A 19,183-nucleotide genomic window follows, 5' to 3' on the forward strand; every position below is an offset into this window, starting at 1 on the left:
TGCTGTGCAGGACTCAGTCTGACGGTGCCTGCCGCCGCGGCCGCGCCGCGCAAACAGGCAGCAAGCTCCGCCGCGGGCTGATGGCGGCCGGTCAAGATTACTTTTTTTTCAGACACTTGCCCCAACACTTGCGGCCGCTGGGCGCGACTGGGATGAGTGACTTGAGTTTGGGGTCTCGAACAACGAAAAAGCGAAAGCAAAGCGTGCTTGCCCGCGCCGGCCAAAAGGCGCGCAAGCCGCGCTTCGCGCGCGCGCCGCGTGCCCTTTCCGAACGCGACCAAGTCCTGCGCAGCCGTGCCGAGGCGGAAGCCGCGATCGCCGAAGCGCGCAAATCCCATGAGCGCCTGCGTCAGGCCATCGACATTCTGCCGCAGGGCATCGTGTTTCTCGATGCCGAAGGCCGCTACGTCCTCTGGAACAAGAAATACGCCGAGATCTACAGCAAGACCGCCGATCTGTTCAAGGAGGGCGCGCGCCTCGAAGACACGCTGCGCATCGGCGTTGCCCGCGGCGACTATCCCGACGCCATCGGCAACGAGGACGCGTGGATCGCCGACCGGCTGCAAAAGCTCTATCAGCCCGGCGCGCGCCACGAGCAGAAGCTGTCGGACGGCCGCGTCATCCTGATCGACGAGCGCTTGACCGATGACGGCGGCGTCGTCGGCCTGCGCGTCGACATCACCGAATTGAAGCAGCGCGAGGCCTCGTTCCGCCTGCTGTTCGACGGCAATCCCGTGCCGATGATCATCTGCGCGCTGGACGACGAGCGCATCATCGGTGTCAACGACGCCGCAATCGCGCATTACGGCTATAGCCGGGCCGAGTTCGAGCGACTGAAGATCCGCTCCTTGCAGGCGTTCGACAGCGAGCCGCCCTGGACCACTGATCCGACCGGCGAGGAGCAGGCCGGCCGCACCTGGAAGCACGTCAAGGCCGACGGCGCGCTGATCGATCTTGCGATCTATTCCCGCGAATTGACCTATGCCGAGCGGCCGGCAGTGCTGCTCGCGCTGATGGACATCACCGAGCGCAAGCGCGCCGAGGCGCGGCTCGCCTTCATGGCCCAGCATGACGGGCTGACCGGCCTGCCCAATCGCAGTCTGCTGCGGCAGCAGATGGACGAGATGCTGCTGCACACGCGGCGCAGCGCCGAGAAGGTCGCGCTGCTGATCCTCGGGCTCGACAATTTCAAGGCGGTCAACGACACGCTGGGGCATGGGGTCGGCGACAAGCTCCTGCGCGGCGTCGCCAAGCGGCTGCGCTCGACCTTGCGCGAGGAGGACGCGCTGGCGCGCCTTAACTCCGACGAGTTCGCGGTTCTGCAGAGCGGATTGGCGCGACCGGAAGACGCGGTGGGTCTCGCAAAACGCCTGCTGGAGGCCATTGCCGATCCCTATCTGCTCGACGGCCATTCCGTGGTGATCGGCGCCTCGATCGGCATCGCGATGGCGCCGGGCGATGGCGATGATCCCGAGAAGCTGCTCAAGAGCGCCGACATGGCGCTGTCGCGCGCGAAAGCGGATGCGCGCGGCACCTTCGCCTTCTTCGAGGCCGCGCTCGATGCGAAGGCGCAGAGCCGCCGCAAGATCGAGGTCGAGCTGCGCGATGCGATCCAGAACGACGTGCTGCGTCCATATTACCAGCCGCTGATCGACTTCCAGAGCGGCCGCATCACCGGCTTCGAGGCGCTGGTGCGCTGGCCGCATGCCGAGCGCGGCATGGTCTCGCCGGCCGAGTTCATCCCGGTCGCCGAGGACACCGGCCTGATCAATCCGCTCGGCGGGCTGATGCTGCGCCGGGCCTGCCTCGATGCCGCGGCCTGGCCCGACGACGTCCGCGTCGCCGTCAACCTGTCGCCGCTGCAGTTCCGCAGCGGCAATCTGCTCTCGATGGTGACGGACGCGCTGAAACATTCCGGCCTGCCGCCGCGCCGGCTCGAGCTCGAGATCACCGAGACGCTGCTCCTGGAGAAGAGCGCGCAGGTGCTGGCGACGCTGCACGCGCTGCGCGCACTGGGGGTGCGCATCTCTATGGACGATTTCGGCACCGGCTATTCCAGCCTCAGCTACCTACGCAGCTTTCCCTTCGACAAGATCAAGATCGACCAGTCCTTCGTGCGCGATTTGGCGGCCAACCGCGAAGCCCAGGCGATCATCCGCTCCATCGTCAGCCTCGGCAAGGGCCTTGGCGTCACCATCACCGCCGAAGGCGTCGAGACCGAAGCCGAGCTGAGCTGTCTCCGCGCCGAAGGCTGCCATGAGGGGCAGGGCTTTCTGTTCAGCAAGGCCCGGCCGAATGCCGAGATCATCAGCCTGCTCGCCGCACAGCGCGGCATCGATGGCGACGAGGACGCTGCGCTGGTGGCGTGAGTCGGCGCTGGCCGCTTGTTGCCTCCCGCCAAAATCACCCTCCCCACGTCTCGTAATGCGTGTCGCGCGGTTGGATCTGCTGCGCGATTGCGCCAGTGTCTTGCTGTCCTTCGGCTCATGCACTGCTCAGCATGGGCTGGAACAGCCTGGCATCGCAGACGCTGCTCACTTTCGCAGGGCTGGGCCTGATGAGCGCCCTGCTGATATCGCTCGCCGCAATCGATCGCGGTGTGGCTCCTGATCTCCGGCCGTTGTAGTTTGAACATGAATGCGCAGACGGGTGAGCCATGTCGGTGCAGGTAAGCCGCTCGCCATCGGAAGTCGACAGTTTGGTCCATCTCCGCTTTGGGGGCCGGTCGGATATCGACCCGGGTGCACCACCCGTAAATTTCCCAAGTGCCGACCCCCGGCCGCAGTCGTTAAATTGTGCAGGTCGTGGGGCCGCACCATGAAGACACCGAAGCCAAAGCAATGGGCCGAGCAGGAGATTCGGCGGCTGGTCGCGCTGGCCCGGCGGGGCGTTGGAGTATCGAAGATAGCCGCGGAACTGGGTCGCCACGCCGGATCAGTCAGGCGAATGGCACGAACGAAGGGACTACTGTTGAAGAAGTAGCCGCCGGGTAGGGCGCTGCCTGATCGAGGAGGCGCGCGGACGTGGCTCTACAGCCCGAAGCCTCGGCCGATGTCGCGCATAAGACTGAGCGCAGCCTCGGTATTGCGACCATAGAAGAGCGCTCGATCGAGCTGAGAAAAGATGCCCATTCCGAATAGCGCTATAGCGATGCCTCTAAGCATGGTTGTGGACCGGGTTTGAACGATGCTGCGAAAGTTCAAAACGGCCCCAGCCGCAGGATGGGGGTAACAGCCGGGGCCGGCATTCCCATTCCAATGTGCCGCACGGCGGCGGGCGGCACTCTTCAGCTTAGACACACGGAAGCTAACAAATCATTTTATTCCGCACTCACCCCGTGAGAGCCGCGGCCGGTTTCGTGATGTCGGGCTCTCGATCGGGCGGCGAGCCAACCGAGCAACGTTCGAAATCCTCGAACGGCGCATCCCTGGCCAAATGCTCCCAATATTCAGCTTCGGCGAGCAGTTTCCAACTTCGATCAGGATGACGCGCGGCTGTCTGGCGGCACAACACTGCCATCGCGCGCAGGCGACCCGCAGTATCCATCTACTCCTCCCGTTATTCTCGTCGATTATTCTTGTTGATTGCACAGTATTTTCATTTTTTGCGTCGGAGTCATTACGATTATGACATAAAACTAATTTTCACCTTTCGAAGCGCGTTTTGATTTTCGTTACGCTTTAAATCGCGCTTCGAGCACAACGGGCGCAATCCAGCCGGTGGGATTGGCGGAGCGAAGCGAAACCCATCAAACTTCATTCTTACGAATTGGAACGGGCAAGAACGCGAACCTGCGTCCCGCCCGCTAGGGCGAAGCGGTTTCGCGAAGGGCTCAATCCATCTTGCGGGCGCGCTCGTCCTCCTGGCCGGGACATGGCGACCGGATGGTGGATTGGTCCGTCATCGTCGTGCCTGAATTGAACCTGTTCGGCTTCCGCCTGCACCAACGGCGCGTAGGTCCGTGATATCAGCGACGAAGGAAGGCGCGATGAAGGCCGTGAAAGCATCGATCCGTGTTGCAGTCACAGCGCTTGCTTCTGGCGGCGCTCTATGCGCGTCAGGGGCGTAACGCCGAGGCCGAGCGGCTGTTCAAGCGCTCGGTGGCCACATGCGAGAAAACCCTCGGCCCCAACCATCCGGATCTCGCCGGCGTCCTGGACAACCTCGCCGGTCTCTACAAGGATCAGGGCCGCTATGCCGATGCCCAGCAGGTCCTGAAACGGTCGATGGCCATCCGAGAGAAGACAAGACCGATCTGACGTCCCATGCGCGACTTGATCCCCGCCGCCGCCGAAAATCGCCCGGTTCGCTCCCTTCTCACCGGCCTGATCGCATTTGCCTTCGCGGCGATTGCCTCGCCTTGTGTCGCCAGCGAGTGGCGTTACGGGTGTCGGGGCGTGCTGCCCAGCGGCGATGAGCCGGTCATCATCTTCAATCGCTCCTCGCTCATCATGTTGCCGAAGGCCTGGGTCCGCGGATCGCTGCTCGGTTCGGTCAACGGTCAGCTCTTGAGCTCGAGCTTTCGCGCAGCCGATAACAATTCGGGGCTTGTCCCGAAGATGGTGTTCGCGCGCGACGATCATCCCGACGAGAAGCTGACCCTGATCGAAAAATCGTCACAGACGATCTCGGATGTTCACCGTCCGGCTGGAAGGCAACCGCGTTCCGAGCAAATCACCACCTACCGCAAGGTCTATCGGTGGGTGAGCGACGGCATCTATCAGGGGCCCTACGATATCAAGATGGATTGCGTAAACTACGAGCTTTCGGCGCCCCGTCGATAGCTTTGCCGGGGACGCGCGGCGCGTCCCGATAGGCTCAAAGCTCAGTGTCCCACGCGGAAATGACGTCCTGGAGGCCGATCCGCCAAGGGCCGATCGTTCCCGCTGGACGAGCCACCGACCGTTCCCGCTGGACGAGCCAAAAGACATGCTGGCCACACTTTTCCAACTTTTTTGCGCGCTGACGGCCGAACCATGTCGGCTTGGGCCGGTCTCGATCGTCCTTGGGTGGACGTCCGGATGAGCCGTGAGATGGACCCGACTCATGCGACGTGATTTCGTCGATTCGAGCTGTCAAAGTCGGAACTGGAGCAAATGCCCATGAGGATCACCGTCGAAACCAGCGTAGCCGCCCCCATCGATCGGGTCTGGCGTGCCTATACGACGCCTGCCGACATCGTGAAGTGGAATGCTGCGTCCGACGACTGGCACACGACCAAGGCGACGGTCGACCTGCGGGAAGGCGGCACTTTCTCGTCTCGGATGGAGGCCAAAGACGGCAGCATGGGCTTCGACTTCGCCGGCACCTACACGACGATCGTCGAACACAAACTGATCGAATATGCGTTCGGCGATCGCAAGGCCGAAGTCGAGTTCGTGCCCGGCCCGAACGGGGTCGTCGTCCGCGTCGTCTTCGATGCCGAAACGATGCACTCGGTCGAGCAGCAGAAAGGTGGCTGGCAGGCGATCCTCGACAATTTTGCACGGTACGTCGAGGCGAAGCAGAAGCCGTCGTAGGCGTGCGGAGGGCGTAGCAGCTCGTAGCAACCATTAAGTCGCGGCGGTGGGTCGAGCGACTTGTCCGCCGTAGCTCGAAGAGCGAAGGCGGAAGCAAAACGCATCAAGCCTCACCCTCGCATGTCGGATCGAGCTGCACTCGCCTTGGCGATGGGTTTCGCAAGAGCTCAATACATCCTACGCACTGGATTGAGGCCCGTAAGCCGCCACCTGTTGTCGTGCCTGGATGTCGAGATCAGATGCTGCGTGCCTGTCTCACACGGGCTGCGACGATGCCACCATACCCCTGTTTTGCCCGACGGGTCAAATCGATTTCGTAAAATCAAAAAATGCAATGCCACCAAGGAGTCGGCTACTGTGCATGGGGTTGTTTTCGCGGTTTTTGTTTGCGGGCCCCCGATGACGGACCGACCTCGTCGGTGTCCAAAGCGGCCGGCCGTTGCCTCAGCTATCCACCTTCAGCGCGGCGATGAAGGCTTCCTGCGGGATGTCGACCTTGCCGAACTGCCGCATCTTCTTCTTGCCTTCCTTCTGCTTCTCCAGAAGTTTTCGTTTGCGCGTGATGTCGCCGCCGTAGCACTTTGCGGTGACGTCCTTGCGCAGCGCGCGGACCGTCTCGCGGGCGATCACCTTGCCGCCGATCGCCGCCTGGATCGGGATCTGGAACATGTGCGGCGGGATCAGCTCCTTCATCTTCTCGACCATGGCGCGGCCGCGCCCTTCCGCGCGGGTGCGGTGGACCAGCATCGAGAGCGCATCGACCGGCTCGGCATTGACCAGGATCTGCATCTTGACGAGATCGGCCGGCTTGTAGTCGGTCAGGTGATAGTCGAACGAGGCGTAGCCTTTGGAGACCGATTTCAGGCGGTCGTAGAAATCGAACACGACCTCGTTGAGCGGCAGGTCGTATTTCACCATGGCGCGGGAGCCGACGTAAGTGAGCTCCTTCTGCGAGCCGCGGCGGTCCTGGCACAGCTTCAGCACGCTGCCGAGATATTCGTCGGGCGTGAGGATCGTCGCCTCGATCCAGGGCTCGTCGATCTCGGCGATCTTGACCACGTCGGGCATGTCGACGGGATTGTGGATCTCGATCTCCTGGCCGTCGGTGAGCTTCATCTTGTAGATGACGCTCGGCGCGGTCGCGATCAGGTTGAGATCGAATTCGCGCGATAGCCGCTCCTGGATGATTTCGAGGTGAAGCAAGCCGAGGAAGCCGCAGCGGAAGCCGAAGCCGAGCGCGGCTGACGTCTCCATCTCGAAGGAGAAGCTGGCGTCGTTGAGGCGCAGCTTGCCCATCGCCGCGCGCAGTGTCTCGAAGTCATCCGCATCGACCGGGAATAGGCCGCAGAACACCACGGGGATCGCCGGCTTGAAGCCGGGCAGCATCTCGGCGACCGGCTTCCTGTCGTCGGTGATGGTGTCGCCGACGCGGGTGTCGGCGACTTCCTTGATCGCGGCGGTGATGAAGCCGATCTCGCCGGGACCGAGTTCGTCGACCTGCTGCATCTTCGGCGTGAAGAAGCCGACGCGCTCGACATCGTAGGCCGCGCCGGTGCCCATCATGCGCACGCGCTGGCCCTTCCTCATCGTGCCGTCGACGATGCGCACCAGCACGACGACGCCGAGATAGACATCGTACCAGCTGTCGACCAGGAGCGCCTTGAGCGTCGCGTCGCGGTCGCCCTTCGGCGGCGGCAGACGGGTGACGATGGCTTCAAGCACGTCGGGAACGCCGAGGCCGGTCTTGGCCGAGATCATCACCGCGTCGGAGGCATCGATGCCGATGACGTCCTCGATCTGCTGCTTGACCTTCTCGGGCTCGGCCGCGGGGAGGTCGACCTTGTTCAGGACCGGGACGATCTCGTGATTGTTGTCCAGCGCCTGGTAGACGTTGGCGAGCGTCTGCGCCTCGACGCCCTGGCTGGCGTCGACGACGAGCAGGGAACCCTCGCAGGCCGCCAGCGACCGCGAGACCTCGTAGGCGAAGTCGACATGGCCGGGCGTATCCATCAGGTTGAAGATGTAATCCTTGCCGTCCTTGGCGCGGTACTGCAGGCGCACCGTCTGCGCCTTGATGGTGATGCCGCGCTCGCGCTCGATGTCCATGGAATCGAGCACCTGCTCCTTGCCCGCCATCTCGCGGTCGGAGAGACCGCCGGTCATCTGGATCAGGCGGTCGGCCAGCGTCGATTTGCCATGGTCGATATGGGCGACGATGGAGAAGTTGCGGATGTTGGAAATGGGGACGGTCGTCATGGGCGCGGGATACCACTCACATCCCCGTGCGGCAACCATATTGCTGTATTTTCAGGGCCTTTCTTCACGCCAAGCTGATTCCACGGACGCCCAAAACGCGCTAGCAAGCGGCCCATGTCCACGACCTCTCTTCCCACTGCCGGAGCGCGGGCGAAGACCCGCCTGGGTTACAACCGCTTCCGCGCCTGGCTGGTTGCCTGCGCGATCCGTCCCGAGGCCCGTCTGTGGCTGGTGATCCAGCTCGCCATCCTGCATGCAGTGCTCTGGACCTTCATCCTGATCAATCTCAAGGCGGCGCAGGACGTTCACATGGACGTCGCAGAAGCCTGGGGCTGGGGCCAGAAATTCCTGTGGGGCTACGGCAAGCACCCGCCGCTGTCGGGCTGGGTCGCCGGCCTTTGGTTCAAGGCGTTCCCGGCGGCGGATTGGGCGACCTATGCGCTGGCGATGGCGACGGTGAGCGGCGGCATGGTGATCTGCTGGCTCGTGAGCTTGCGCGTGGTGGACGCGCGGCGCGCGTTCCTGGTCGTCATGATGATCGCACTCTACCCGATCTTCAATTTCAAGGGTTTCAAGTACAATCCGGACCTGCTCCAGCTCGTCACGTTGCCGCTCCTGGTGCTCGCTTATCTCAATGCGTTCGAGAAACGGAGCTGGCAATCCGGAGTCTTCCTTGGCCTTGCCGGCGCGCTGGCGCTGATGACCAAATATTGGGTGCTGACCATGATCGGCGCCATCGGCCTTGCCGCGCTGATCCATCCCGACCGGCTGCGCTTCCTGTCGTCGCCGGCGCCATGGGTCGCGATCGCGACGATGGTCGTGGCGATGATCCCGCACATCGTCTGGCTGGCGGATGCGCATTTCGTGCCGCTGATCTATGCCGGGGACACCTACAGCCTTCAGGACAAGAGCCAGGTGCATCAGCTCGTCGCCGGCTATGCTCTGCATAACGTCGCGCTGCTGGCATTGCCGGTGGCGCTCGCGGCGCTGGCCATGGCGCTGGTGCCGCCCTGGGTCAAATTGCTGCTGCGCGCGCCCACGCGCATCGTCACGCGCGCCTGGGCGCGCGGCGCCAATGCAGGCGTCGATCTCTCGCAGGCGCTGAACATCTGGATTGTCCAGGTCATCGTCGCGGTCGGCCCGCCGCTCGGCGCGCTCGCCTTCAGCATCTACTTGAAGACCGATTGGGGCATCTCGCTGTTCTTCCTGGTGCCGCTGGCGCTGGTCGCGATTCCCGCGCTGCGGGTGCAGAGCGCGGTGCTGTTCAACATCGCCGCGATCTGGCTCGTGCTCAGCGTCGCGACGCTTGCCGCCTCGCCCTGGATCGCCGCGCGCGAGATGGCGGCCAATGCCGGCAACACCGCGACCTATGGCGCGCGCTCCGAGCTGGCGCGCAAACTGACGCAGGAGTGGCACATGCGCTTTGCCTCGCGCTGGGCCGTCGTCGCCGGCACCATGGAGTCGATCCAGCCGATGGTGTTCTACAGCCCGGATCATCCGTCCGCGTTCACGCCGAACGAGCCGTGGAGTTCGGGTCTGACGTCACTCGACGACGTCAGGACGTATGGATTCATCGGCGTGTTCGATCCGACCGACGAACGCCTGCCCAAGTTCGAGAAATGGGTATCCGAGACCGCGCCGAACGCCGAGCGCATGGTGATGTCGACGCGCCGCTTCACCCACGGCAAGGCCGGCCCGTCGATGAGCTGGAACATTTACATCGCGCCACCGGGGAAGTGAGGCTGTCGTCGTTCCGGGGCACGCCAAGCGTGAACCCGGAAGCTCGCGATTCCCCGGTGCGCAATTGCGCACCTGAGGTCTGGTGCTGTCGCACCATCCCGGAATGACGTTGGGGTCCTAAACCCCTTCCTCGTTGAACTTGCTCTCGACGAGCTCGGTGATCGCCGCGAGCGCGGCTTCGGCGTCAGTACCCGCCGCCGACACCGTGATCGTCGTGCCAGGACCAGCGGCCAGCATCATCAGGCCCATGATCGAGGTGCCGCCGACGGTCTCGCCGCCGCGCGTCACCCACACCTGCGCGTTGAAGCGCTCGACCGCCTGGACGAACTTCGCCGAGGCGCGCGCATGCAGGCCGCGCTTGTTGATGATCAGAAGCTCCTTGGAGATCGCGCCCGCGGGCGCGCCCGTCCCCGCTTGTGGCGCCTCGTCGCTCATTTGCCGGCGAGCACGCGGCTGGCGATGGTGACGTATTTGCGGCCCGCTTCCTGGGCCATCGCGATCGCGTCCGGCAGCGGACGTTCCTCGCGCACCTTGGCGAGCTTCACCAGCATGGGCAGGTTGATGCCCGCGAGCACTTCGACCTTGGGCCGGCTCATGCAGGATATTGCGAGGTTCGACGGTGTGCCGCCGAACATGTCGGTGAGGATCGCAACGCCGTCGCCGGAATCGACGCGGTTAACCGCCTCGATGATGTCGCTTCGGCAGAGATCGGAATCATCCTCGGCGCCGATCGTGATCGCTTCGATTTGCTTTTGTGGGCCCATGACATGTTCAAGCGCTGCCTTGAATTCGTCGGCAAGGCGCCCGTGGGTCACAAGTACTAGACCAATCATCGGAAAACTCCTCGCGGGCGCTTTTGGTGCACCGCACGAACGCGCCACTTTGACCATCCAGAGCCCCCGCGCAAGAGGGGATGTTGCGTATCTCCCTGAATATAGACGGATGGATAAGGGGAGCTGCACCGGTCTATTCGGTCGCGATAGTGGGCTTCATATGGTTACCATTTCCCTTCAAACAATCGCCAGAAGGGTTAACCGAAGATGAACTCTTGGTAGTGGTCAAGGCCGCAACAACCAAGGGGAGGGGCGAATAGTCGCGGGGGACCGGGATTCGCGGTATTTCGACACCAGAAATGCTGGTTTTCAGGGATTCGGCCGCAGGCAGGCGCTCCGCATCCGCCACATTCAGATCGACCACGAGGCCGATGGTCGCACGCTCCACGAAGTCGCAGCGGCGGATTCCTAAGCCCCGGATCTCGATCAGACCAGCCAATGCCGGCACAGGGCGGACCTCAATTTCATGGCCGACTGTCGCCAGATGGACACGGTCATCACCGACCAGAACGGCCCTGTCCACAACGCCCGACCGGCCTGCCATGATCAAATCGAAGGCAAGGCGCGACTTGCCGGATCCCGAGGGCCCGCGGATCAGCACGGCAAAAGTCCCGACCTTGACGGCGGAGGCGTGAACGCTGGGCCCGCCGTCGCTCATAGGGCCGGCAGCCTCACCACGAAGCGCGCACCGGCAACCGTCGGAGCTCCGTCGGCATCGAGCGGGCCAGGACGGTTCTCCGCCCAGATGCGTCCGCCATGGGCGTCGACGATCTGCTTGGAGATCGACAGGCCGAGGCCGGAATTCTGGCCAAAGCCCTGATGCGGACGGTCGGTGTAGAAGCGCTCGAAGATGCGCTCCAGCGCGTCGTCGCGAATGCCGGGGCCTTCATCGTCGACCACGATCTCGATCTCGCCGCGCACGCGGCGGCAGGTGAGGCGCACCTTGCTGCCGGCTTCCGAGAACGATTGTGCATTGGAGAGCAGATTGGAAATCACTTGCCCGAGCCGAGAATCGTGACCCATCACGGAGAAAGTGTCGGTCGGGCTGCGGCCCTCGAAGCGCGTCTCGACCGCGACGTCGTGGCCGAGCTTGGTTTCATTGGCGACGGACGCCAGCGTCGTCAGCAGGCGGCGCAGGTCGACCGGGATGGCGTCCTGGCGCTGCAATTCGGCATCGAGTCGGCTGGCGTCGGAGATGTCGGAGATCAGCCGGTCGAGCCGCTTGACGTCGTGCTCGATCACCTCGAGCAGGCGTGCGCGGCTGCTCTCGTTGCGGGCCAGCGGCAGCGTCTCGACCGCCGAGCGCAACGAGGTCAGCGGGTTCTTCAATTCATGGGCGACGTCGGCGGCGAACATCTCGATCGCCTCGATGCGGCTGTAGAGCGCGCTGGTCATGTCGCGCAGCGCGCCGGAGAGGTGGCCGATCTCGTCGCGGCGGCGGGTGAAATCGGGAATCTCGATGCGCGCCTTGATGCGGCGGCGGACGCGCTCGGCGCTGTCGGCGAGCCGGCGCACGGGCCCGGCGATCGTGCTCGCCAGCAAGAGCGACAGCATGATCATGACGGCGGCGGCGACGCCGCCGACCTTCAGGATCGCGAGACGCTCGGCCGTGACCATCTGGTCGATGTCGTCACCTTGCGTCGACAGCATCAGCGCGCCGTGGATTGCGCGCGAGCGGAGCACGGGGACCGCGACGGACACGATCACCTCGCCGCGCGCATTGACCCGCACCATCGAACGCTTCTGGCCCTGAAGAGCGTCGCCCACCTCCGCATAGCCGTTGCCGTTCTCGGGCCCGAGCTCGCGATAGAGCGGCAGATCGCCGCGGTTCAGCCAGGTACGCACCGCGACCATGCCGCGCTCGACGATGCCGGGCTTCTCGGCCGGCGGCGGCAGGTCGTAGCGCAGCACGTTTTCGAGGTTGCGGCTGTCGAGCAGCAGGCTGCCGTTCGGATCGTAGATGCGGGCGCGCGTCTTGGTCGGCGAGATCAGCGTGCGCAGCACCGGCGCCACGCGCTCCGGATTGATCGGGAAGTCCAGCGGCGAATATTCGTCCGAGCCGCCATAGGTCTCGCCCGGCTTGAGGTCGAGCAGCCTGTCGGGATCGATGGTGATGGCGTTGGTCTGCACCGTGGCGGAGGCCGCGATCGCGCCGGCGATGATCTCGGCCTGGACCAGCAGGCTCTGCGCGCGCGCGTCGATCAGGCCGGCGCGGAATTGCGACAGGTACAGGATGCTCGCCACCAGTGCGACGAGACCGGCGAGGTTGAGCGAGACGATGCGGCGGGTCAGGCTCGAGAAGGACAGCGCAAAGAAGAACTGCCCGGCGCGCTTCAGCCAGTTCAGCGGCCGCCAGCCCTGCGGCTTATCATCGGTGACGTGGTCCGGAACGCCGTCGGATACGAGATCCCCGGCGCTCTGGTTTGGGTCAGGCTGCGTTCGGTCAAGCAATGCTTACGCCCGCGTTAGGACAGGCCGTGCGAAGGTCCCCCCGCATCCTAGAGCGATCCTGGCCCCGATGGAACGAGAACCGGAGATGCTCTCTCGATCGTCGTGGAGGGCGCCCGCCGCCTCAGGCTTCCTTGAAACGGTAGCCGACGCCGTAAAGCGTCTCGATCATCTCGAACTCGTTGTCGACCACCTTGAACTTCTTGCGCAGCCGCTTGATGTGGCTGTCGATGGTGCGGTCGTCGACATAGACCTGGTCGTCATAGGCGGCGTCCATCAACGCGTTGCGGCTCTTCACCACGCCGGGCCGGGTCGCGAGCGCCTGCAGGATCAGGAATTCGGTGACGGTCAGCGTCACCGGCTCGTTCTTCCAGGTGCAGGTATGGCGTTCCGGATCCATGCGCAAAAGGCCGCGGTCGAGCGCCTTGGCGTCGTTCTCCTTGGGCGCGACGGTCGGGTCCTTCGGCGCCGAACGGCGCAGCACCGCCTTGACGCGCTCGACCAGAAGGCGCTGCGAGAACGGTTTACGGATGAAGTCGTCGGCGCCCATCTTGAGGCCGAACAGCTCGTCGATCTCTTCGTCCTTGGAGGTGAGGAAGATCACCGGCAGGTCCGATTTCTGCCTGAGACGACGCAGCGTCTCCATGCCGTCCATGCGCGGCATCTTGATGTCGAGGATGGCAAGATCGGGCTGGGTGGTGCGAAAACCGTCGAGCGCGGAGGCACCGTCGGTGTAGGTCATGATGCGGTAGCCTTCGGCTTCCAGCGCGATCGAGACGGATGTGAGAATGTTGCGGTCGTCGTCGACCAAAGCGATTGTGGGCATGAGCCTCTGCTTTCTGCTTTCCGTTTGGGTCGTGGCTTGAAACGGCGAGCAATCAGTGATGCGCCGCATACATGGGTGCCGAACTCGGCATTCGAACCTTGTCACCGAGCAATGCAAGCTGGGCTGAAGTGTGACCAAGTTCCACGAAACACGGCAGATTCGCCGCGTCTCGACCCGTAACCGGGCCCCCGTTTACCCGAAACAAGGCCCCCCATGCAACCACCTGACCCGAGAAAGCCGATGCAACCGACCCCGGATTTCGACCCCGCAAAGCTCGCCAAATCGCTGCTGAGGCGATCCCGGCAGGGCGCGCTGGCGACGCTGATGGCCGGCAGCGGCGATCCCTATTGTTCCCTGGTCAATCTCGCCAGCCACCCCGATGGCTCGCCGATCCTCCTGATCTCGCGCCTCGCCGTGCACACCCGGAACATCCTCGCAGACAGCCGGGTCTCGCTGATGCTGGACGAGCGCGCGGCCGGCGATCCCCTGGAAGGTGCCCGGATCATGCTGTCAGGCCGCGCGGAACAGGCCGCCGCGAACAAGGATCTGCTCCAGCGACGGTATCTCAGTGCCCATCCGTCGGCAGAGGGCTTTGTTTCCTTTAAGGATTTCTCCTTCTTCCTGATCCGGCCCACGGGAACTCATCTGGTCGCGGGTTTCGGCCGGATCATCGACCTCAAGCCTGAGCAATTCCTGACGGACCTCACCGGCGCCGAGGACCTGCTGGCCGCGGAAGAGGGCGCCGTGGAGCACATGAACGCCGACCATCGCGATGCCATGAACCTCTATGCAACAAAGCTCCTCGGCGGCGCCGCGGGGGATTGGCGCTGCACCGGCTGTGACCCTGAAGGCCTCGACATGCAGGACGGCCGAACGACACTGCGGCTGGAGTTCCCGGAGCGGGTGACGGATGGCACGGGCTTGCGCAAGATGCTGGTCCGCCTCGCTGGCGAAGCGCGCATGAAGGTGGACCAGAGCGCAACAGATTGAACGCCGCCGCCCATCGCTGCGACCCAGATCGTAACCGGTCCGGGTCGGCAGCGAGAGGGTTCATGACGCATCGTCGTTTGGCACTGGCCGCGGGCCTGGCACTCGCCATCACCACGTCCTTTGCTCCGCCTGCTCTCGCCCAGAAGGTCAGTCCCGCCGCACAGGGCGCGCGGATCAATGCGCTCATGAGCGCCGGCAAATATGCGGAAGCGCTTCCGCTCGCGCAGGCGATGGTCACGAGCCTGGAGAAGGGCGATGACGGCCGCGAATTGTCCGCCGCACTCAACAATCTCGGCCAGGTCTATGCCGGCCAGGGTCGCGACGATCTGGCCGAGCCGATCTACAAGCGGGCCATCGCGCTGTTGGAAAAGTCGCTCGGCCTCGACACCGCCTTGATCGCACCCGAGCTGAGCAATCTCGCCGCGCTATATCAGCGGCAGGGCCGCTTCACTGAAGCCGAGCCGTTGTTCAAGCGCGCGCTCACCGTCAGCGAAAGGAGCCTGTCGCGCGAGCATCCCGATGTCGGCCGGGCCCTCAACAATCTCGCCACGCTTTATGTGACGCAGGAGCGCTTTGCCGAGGCGGAGCCGCTGTTTCAGCGGGCGCTCGCGATCTATCAGAAAGCCGCCGGGCCCGAGCATCCCGCGGTTGCGACCATCCTGAACAACATCGGTCAGGTCGATCGCGACCTCAACCGCGACGCCGATGCCGAAGCGCCGATCAAGCGCTCGCTCGCCATCCGCGAAAAAGTGCTCGGGCCAGATCATCCCGATGTCGCGCGTTCGCTCAACAATCTCGCCGGGCTCTACGAGCACCAGCAGCGCTATGCCGAGGCCGAGCCGCTTTATCGCCGCGCCCTGTCGATCCGTGAGCGTGCACTCGGACCAGATCATCCTGACGTCGCGACCTCGACAAGCAATCTCGCTTATTTCCTGCAGGCGACGGGACGGACTGCCGACGCCTTGCCGTTCGCGCAGAAGACGCTCGCTGCCAATCGTGCGCAGCTGCGGGTCGTGCTGCCGATCCTGCTCGCGGCGCGGCAGCAATCGCTGCTGGCGAGCGACAAGGCACTCGATGATGCGCTCGGTGCGATCCAGCGCGGCACGCAATCTTCGGCCGCTTCTGCGGTGAACAAGCTCGCGGTGCGGCTGGCCGCCGGCAGCGACCGGCTCGCTGAGCTCGTGCGGAAGGATCAGGATCTCGCAGCCGAGTCCGAAGCGCTCGACAAGGCGATCATCGCTGCGGTGTCGAAGCAATCCGCCCAGCGCGACGTTGCGGCCGAGCAGCGCAGCCGCGCGCGGATCGCGGCGATCGCGAGCGCGCGCGACGGATTGCAGAAGACGCTCGCCATCGAGTTTCCCGACTATTCCTCGCTCTCCAACCCGCTGCCGCTGGCGGTGAAGGACATCCAGCCGCTGCTGTCGGCCGACGAGGCGATGGTGATCTATTGCGTCGTCGACAAGCAGAGCTATGTCGTCGCGATCACGCGCGAGGGCGTCGACTGGAAGGAGATTTCTCTCGGAGCGGATGCGCTGGCGCAGAAGGTGGCCGCTTTCCGCAAGGGGCTGGATGTCGGCAAGGCGCACGACGCTTCCGGCAAATCGGGCCTGTTCGATCTCGCGCTCGCGAGCGAGCTCTATGTCGCGCTGCTCGGCCCGGTCGAGGCGCTGACGAAGGACAAGCGCAACCTGCTGGTCGTGCCCTCGGCGGCGCTGACCGCATTGCCGTTTCATCTGCTGGTCACGGAGAAGCCGCAGGCTGCGATCCCGGACCGGCTCGAGGGCTATCGCGATGCCGCCTGGCTGCTGCGGCGTCAGGCCGTCTCGGTGCTGCCGTCGGTGATCGGCCTGAAATCGCTGCGCGCCTTTGCCCGCAGGGACCAAGGGGTCAAGCCGATGACCGGTTTCGGCGATCCCGTGTTCAACCCTGCAGCCGAAGCGCCTGCCGACCGGCGCGCCGCCAGCGGCAAGATCGCCGCGCGCAACGTCGCGACCATTGCCTATGCCGACTTCTGGCGCGGCGCAGGTGTCGATCGCGCGCGGCTGGCGCAGGCATTGCCGCAACTGCCCGATACTGCCGATGAGCTGAACGCGGTGGCGAGGAACGTCGGCGCCACTGATGCCGATATTCATCTCGGACGCGATGCCAGCGAAACGACGCTCAAGCGTGCAGCGCTTGCCCAATACGGCATCATCTACTTTGCCACCCACGGCCTCGTCGCCGGCGACGTCAAGGGACTGGGTGAACCCTCGCTCGCGCTCTCGATTCCCGATCAGCCATCGGAGCTCGACGACGGTCTTCTGACCGCGAGCGAAGTGGCTCAGCTCAAGCTCAACGCCGATTGGGTGGTGCTGTCCGCCTGCAACACCATCGCCGGCGACAAGCCCGGCGCCGAGGCACTGTCGGGACTGGCGCGCTCGTTCTTCTACGCAGGTGCCCGCGCACTGCTGGTTTCGCATTGGGCCGTGGATTCCGAAGCTGCGACCCGCCTGACCACATCGACGTTCGAGCTGCTCAAGAACGAACCGAAGATCGGTCGTGCCGAAGCCTTGCGCCGCGCGATGTTGACTTATCTCGACGACGCCTCGTCACCACGCAACGCTTATCCCGCGATGTGGGCACCGTTCGCGCTGATCGGCGAGGGCGAGGTACGATAGGAAGCTGCTACACGGATTGTGCGTCGCAATAACGGGACGTAACGCGCCAACGCGCATTTGGTTGCGCGATCATTCGCACTTTTTTCGATGCGCTTGCTCAGAGCTGACATGCGCGACGTTTGGCGCGGTCCTTGAATAAACCAAATCCTGCGGGATCAGCTTGGCAAGGCCAGCGTTCATCAGTATTACGTCGTTCAGCCGAGGCCGAACGAACGGCCCATTAATCACGGTGACCGCGATGGCGCCAAACTTGGTCGCGCTGGGTGTCGCGGGTTCTAGGAGGATCTTTTCGTGCAAGAGACGGGCGTGCGTAACGGTGCCTTCGGCGCCGACAAATTCGGCTTAAAGAACCTCAAGCAGGTTCACTGGAACCTCGGTGCGCCACAACTCTATCAATACTCGCTCTCGGCGGGTGAGGCGGTGCTCTCCGCTGACGGCGCGCTCTGCGCCGACACGGGCGAGTTCACCGGGCGCAGCCCGAAGGACAAGTTCACGGTGCGTGACGCCACCACCGACAAGAAGATGTGGTGGGCCGGCAACCAGTCGATCACCTCCGAGCAGTTCGAGACGCTCTACCAGGACTTCCTCAAGCACGCCGAAGGCAAGCGCCTGTTCGCGCAGGACCTCTATGGCGGCGCCGACCCGGCCTACCGGATCAAGACACGCGTCTTCACCGAGCTCGCCTGGCACTCGCTGTTCATCCGCACGCTTCTGATCCGCCCCGAGGCGATCGAGCTGTCGAACTTCGTGCCGGAGCTCACCATCATCGACATGCCGAGCTTCCGCGCCGATCCCAAACGCCACGGCGTGCGTTCGGAGAACGTCGTCGCGATCGATTTCGCCCGCAAGATCGTCCTGATCGGCGGGTCCTATTATGCCGGCGAGATGAAGAAGTCGGTCTTCACCACGCTGAATTATTACCTGCCCGAGCGCGGCGTGATGCCGATGCACTGCTCGGCCAATATCGGCTCCAAGGGCGACACGGCGATCTTCTTCGGGCTGTCAGGCACCGGCAAGACCACGCTGTCGGCCGACCCGAACCGCACGCTGATCGGCGACGACGAGCACGGCTGGGGCCCGAACGGCGTCTTCAATTTCGAGGGCGGCTGCTATGCCAAGTGCATCAAGCTCTCGAAGGAAGCCGAGCCGGAGATCTATGCGGCATCGACCCGCTTCGGTGCGGTGCTCGAGAACTGCGTGCTCGACGATGACACCCGCGTGGTCGATTTCGACGACGGCTCCAAGACCGAGAACACGCGCTCGGCCTATCCGCTCGACTTCATTCCGAACGCCTCCCGCACCGGCCGCGCGCCGCAGCCGAAGAACGTGGTGATGCTCGCCGCCGACGCCTTCGGCGTGCTGCCGCCGATCGCAAAGCTGTCGCCGGCGCAGGCGATGTATCACTTCCTGTCGGGCTACACCGCCAAGGTCGCCGGCACCGAGCGCGGCCTCGGCAACGAGCCGCAGCCGGAATTCTCCACCTGCTTCGGCTCGCCCTTCCTGCCGCTCGACCCATCCGTCTACGGCAACATGCTGCGCGACCTCATCGCCCAGCACAATGTCGATTGCTGGCTCGTCAACACGGGGTGGACCGGCGGCAAATATGGTGTCGGCTCGCGCATGCCGATCAAGGTGACGCGCGCACTGCTGACCGCCGCGCTCGACGGTTCGCTTCGCAACGTCGAATTCCGCACCGACAAGTATTTCGGCTTCGCGGTCCCGACCGCGCTGCCGGGCGTGCCGGCCGAGATCCTGAACCCGGTGAACACCTGGAAGGACAAGGACGAGTTCGACAAGACCGCCCGCGCACTGGTCGGCATGTTCCAGAAGAACTTCGCCAAGTTCGAAGCCCAGGTCGACGCCGAAGTGCGCGCCGCCGCGCCCGACGTGAAGCTGGCGGCGGAGTAGGTTCGC

At 64.2% G+C, this 19,183-nt stretch carries 14 protein-coding genes; 8 read left to right on the forward strand and 6 right to left on the reverse strand.

Annotation, left to right across the window (positions count from 1 at the left end; translation table 11 throughout):
* Positions 1 to 203 precede the first annotated feature (203 nt).
* From BRAD3257_RS03395 to BRAD3257_RS03420, 4 genes are all read left to right on the forward strand, one after another.
* Positions 204 to 2,369 carry an EAL domain-containing protein gene (locus tag BRAD3257_RS03395; protein WP_162500091.1) on the forward strand — a complete coding sequence of 722 codons (2,166 nt, stop codon included), beginning with the start codon at positions 204 to 206 and terminating at the stop codon, positions 2,367 to 2,369.
* Positions 2,370 to 4,013: 1,644 nt separating this feature from the next.
* The gene (locus tag BRAD3257_RS03410) at positions 4,014 to 4,259 is read left to right on the forward strand and encodes a tetratricopeptide repeat protein (RefSeq protein WP_244607853.1); all 246 of its coding nucleotides are present in this window, start codon (positions 4,014 to 4,016) and stop codon (positions 4,257 to 4,259) included.
* Between the two features lie 6 nt (positions 4,260 to 4,265).
* On the forward strand, positions 4,266 to 4,784 hold the full coding sequence (locus BRAD3257_RS03415; RefSeq protein ID WP_122400663.1) for a hypothetical protein: 519 nt from the start codon (positions 4,266 to 4,268) through the stop codon (positions 4,782 to 4,784).
* Positions 4,785 to 5,102: 318 nt separating this feature from the next.
* Positions 5,103 to 5,519: an SRPBCC family protein gene (locus BRAD3257_RS03420; protein WP_122400664.1), complete on the forward strand. Its 417-nt coding sequence runs from the start codon at positions 5,103 to 5,105 to the stop codon at positions 5,517 to 5,519.
* A 444-nt stretch (positions 5,520 to 5,963) separates the two neighbouring features.
* Here BRAD3257_RS03420 and lepA read toward each other — a convergent pair whose 3' ends face one another.
* Positions 5,964 to 7,775: a translation elongation factor 4 gene (gene lepA, locus BRAD3257_RS03425; RefSeq protein WP_122400665.1), complete on the reverse strand. Its 1,812-nt coding sequence runs from the start codon at positions 7,773 to 7,775 to the stop codon at positions 5,964 to 5,966.
* Positions 7,776 to 7,889: 114 nt separating this feature from the next.
* Here lepA and BRAD3257_RS03430 point away from each other — a divergent pair, with 114 nt between their 5' ends.
* Complete coding sequence (locus tag BRAD3257_RS03430; RefSeq protein ID WP_122400666.1) at positions 7,890 to 9,515, forward strand: glycosyltransferase family 39 protein; 1,626 nt, start codon at positions 7,890 to 7,892, stop codon at positions 9,513 to 9,515.
* Between the two features lie 117 nt (positions 9,516 to 9,632).
* On the opposite strand, the gene BRAD3257_RS03435 is transcribed toward BRAD3257_RS03430, so the two are convergent.
* The 5 genes from BRAD3257_RS03435 to BRAD3257_RS03455 all read right to left on the reverse strand — a co-directional run bounded on the left by BRAD3257_RS03435 (position 9,633) and on the right by BRAD3257_RS03455 (position 13,622).
* Positions 9,633 to 9,950, reverse strand: coding sequence for an HPr family phosphocarrier protein (locus BRAD3257_RS03435; RefSeq protein WP_122400667.1), 318 nt, complete (start codon positions 9,948 to 9,950; stop codon positions 9,633 to 9,635).
* Positions 9,947 to 10,348, reverse strand: a complete 402-nt coding sequence (locus tag BRAD3257_RS03440; RefSeq protein WP_007597752.1) for a PTS sugar transporter subunit IIA — start codon at positions 10,346 to 10,348, stop codon at positions 9,947 to 9,949. Before BRAD3257_RS03440 ends, BRAD3257_RS03435 begins: the two co-directional genes overlap by 4 nt.
* A gap of 133 nt (positions 10,349 to 10,481) precedes the next feature.
* A complete protein-coding gene (locus tag BRAD3257_RS03445; protein ID WP_122400668.1) occupies positions 10,482 to 11,006 on the reverse strand; it encodes an HPr kinase/phosphorylase in 525 nt (174 codons plus the stop codon).
* Complete coding sequence (locus tag BRAD3257_RS03450; protein ID WP_122400669.1) at positions 11,003 to 12,799, reverse strand: sensor histidine kinase; 1,797 nt, start codon at positions 12,797 to 12,799, stop codon at positions 11,003 to 11,005. The genes BRAD3257_RS03445 and BRAD3257_RS03450 overlap by 4 nt, the downstream gene beginning before the upstream one ends.
* Positions 12,800 to 12,920: 121 nt before the next feature.
* Positions 12,921 to 13,622, reverse strand: a complete 702-nt coding sequence (locus tag BRAD3257_RS03455) for a response regulator transcription factor (RefSeq protein ID WP_008542552.1) — start codon at positions 13,620 to 13,622, stop codon at positions 12,921 to 12,923.
* Between the two features lie 240 nt (positions 13,623 to 13,862).
* On the opposite strand from BRAD3257_RS03455, the gene BRAD3257_RS03460 reads away from it, so the two are divergent.
* The 3 genes from BRAD3257_RS03460 to BRAD3257_RS03475 all read left to right on the forward strand — a co-directional run bounded on the left by BRAD3257_RS03460 (position 13,863) and on the right by BRAD3257_RS03475 (position 19,177).
* Positions 13,863 to 14,612 (forward strand): HugZ family pyridoxamine 5'-phosphate oxidase, encoded by a 750-nt coding sequence (locus BRAD3257_RS03460; RefSeq protein WP_122400670.1) that lies wholly within the window; start codon positions 13,863 to 13,865, stop codon positions 14,610 to 14,612.
* Between the two features lie 62 nt (positions 14,613 to 14,674).
* Positions 14,675 to 17,269, forward strand: coding sequence for a CHAT domain-containing tetratricopeptide repeat protein (locus tag BRAD3257_RS03465; protein ID WP_122400671.1), 2,595 nt, complete (start codon positions 14,675 to 14,677; stop codon positions 17,267 to 17,269).
* 291 nt (positions 17,270 to 17,560) lie between these two features.
* Complete coding sequence (locus BRAD3257_RS03475; RefSeq protein ID WP_122400673.1) at positions 17,561 to 19,177, forward strand: phosphoenolpyruvate carboxykinase; 1,617 nt, start codon at positions 17,561 to 17,563, stop codon at positions 19,175 to 19,177.
* The last annotated feature ends 6 nt before the right edge of the window (positions 19,178 to 19,183 follow it).

This window comes from Bradyrhizobium vignae (genome assembly GCF_900324035.1).
Lineage (GTDB): Bacteria > Pseudomonadota > Alphaproteobacteria > Rhizobiales > Xanthobacteraceae > Bradyrhizobium > Bradyrhizobium vignae.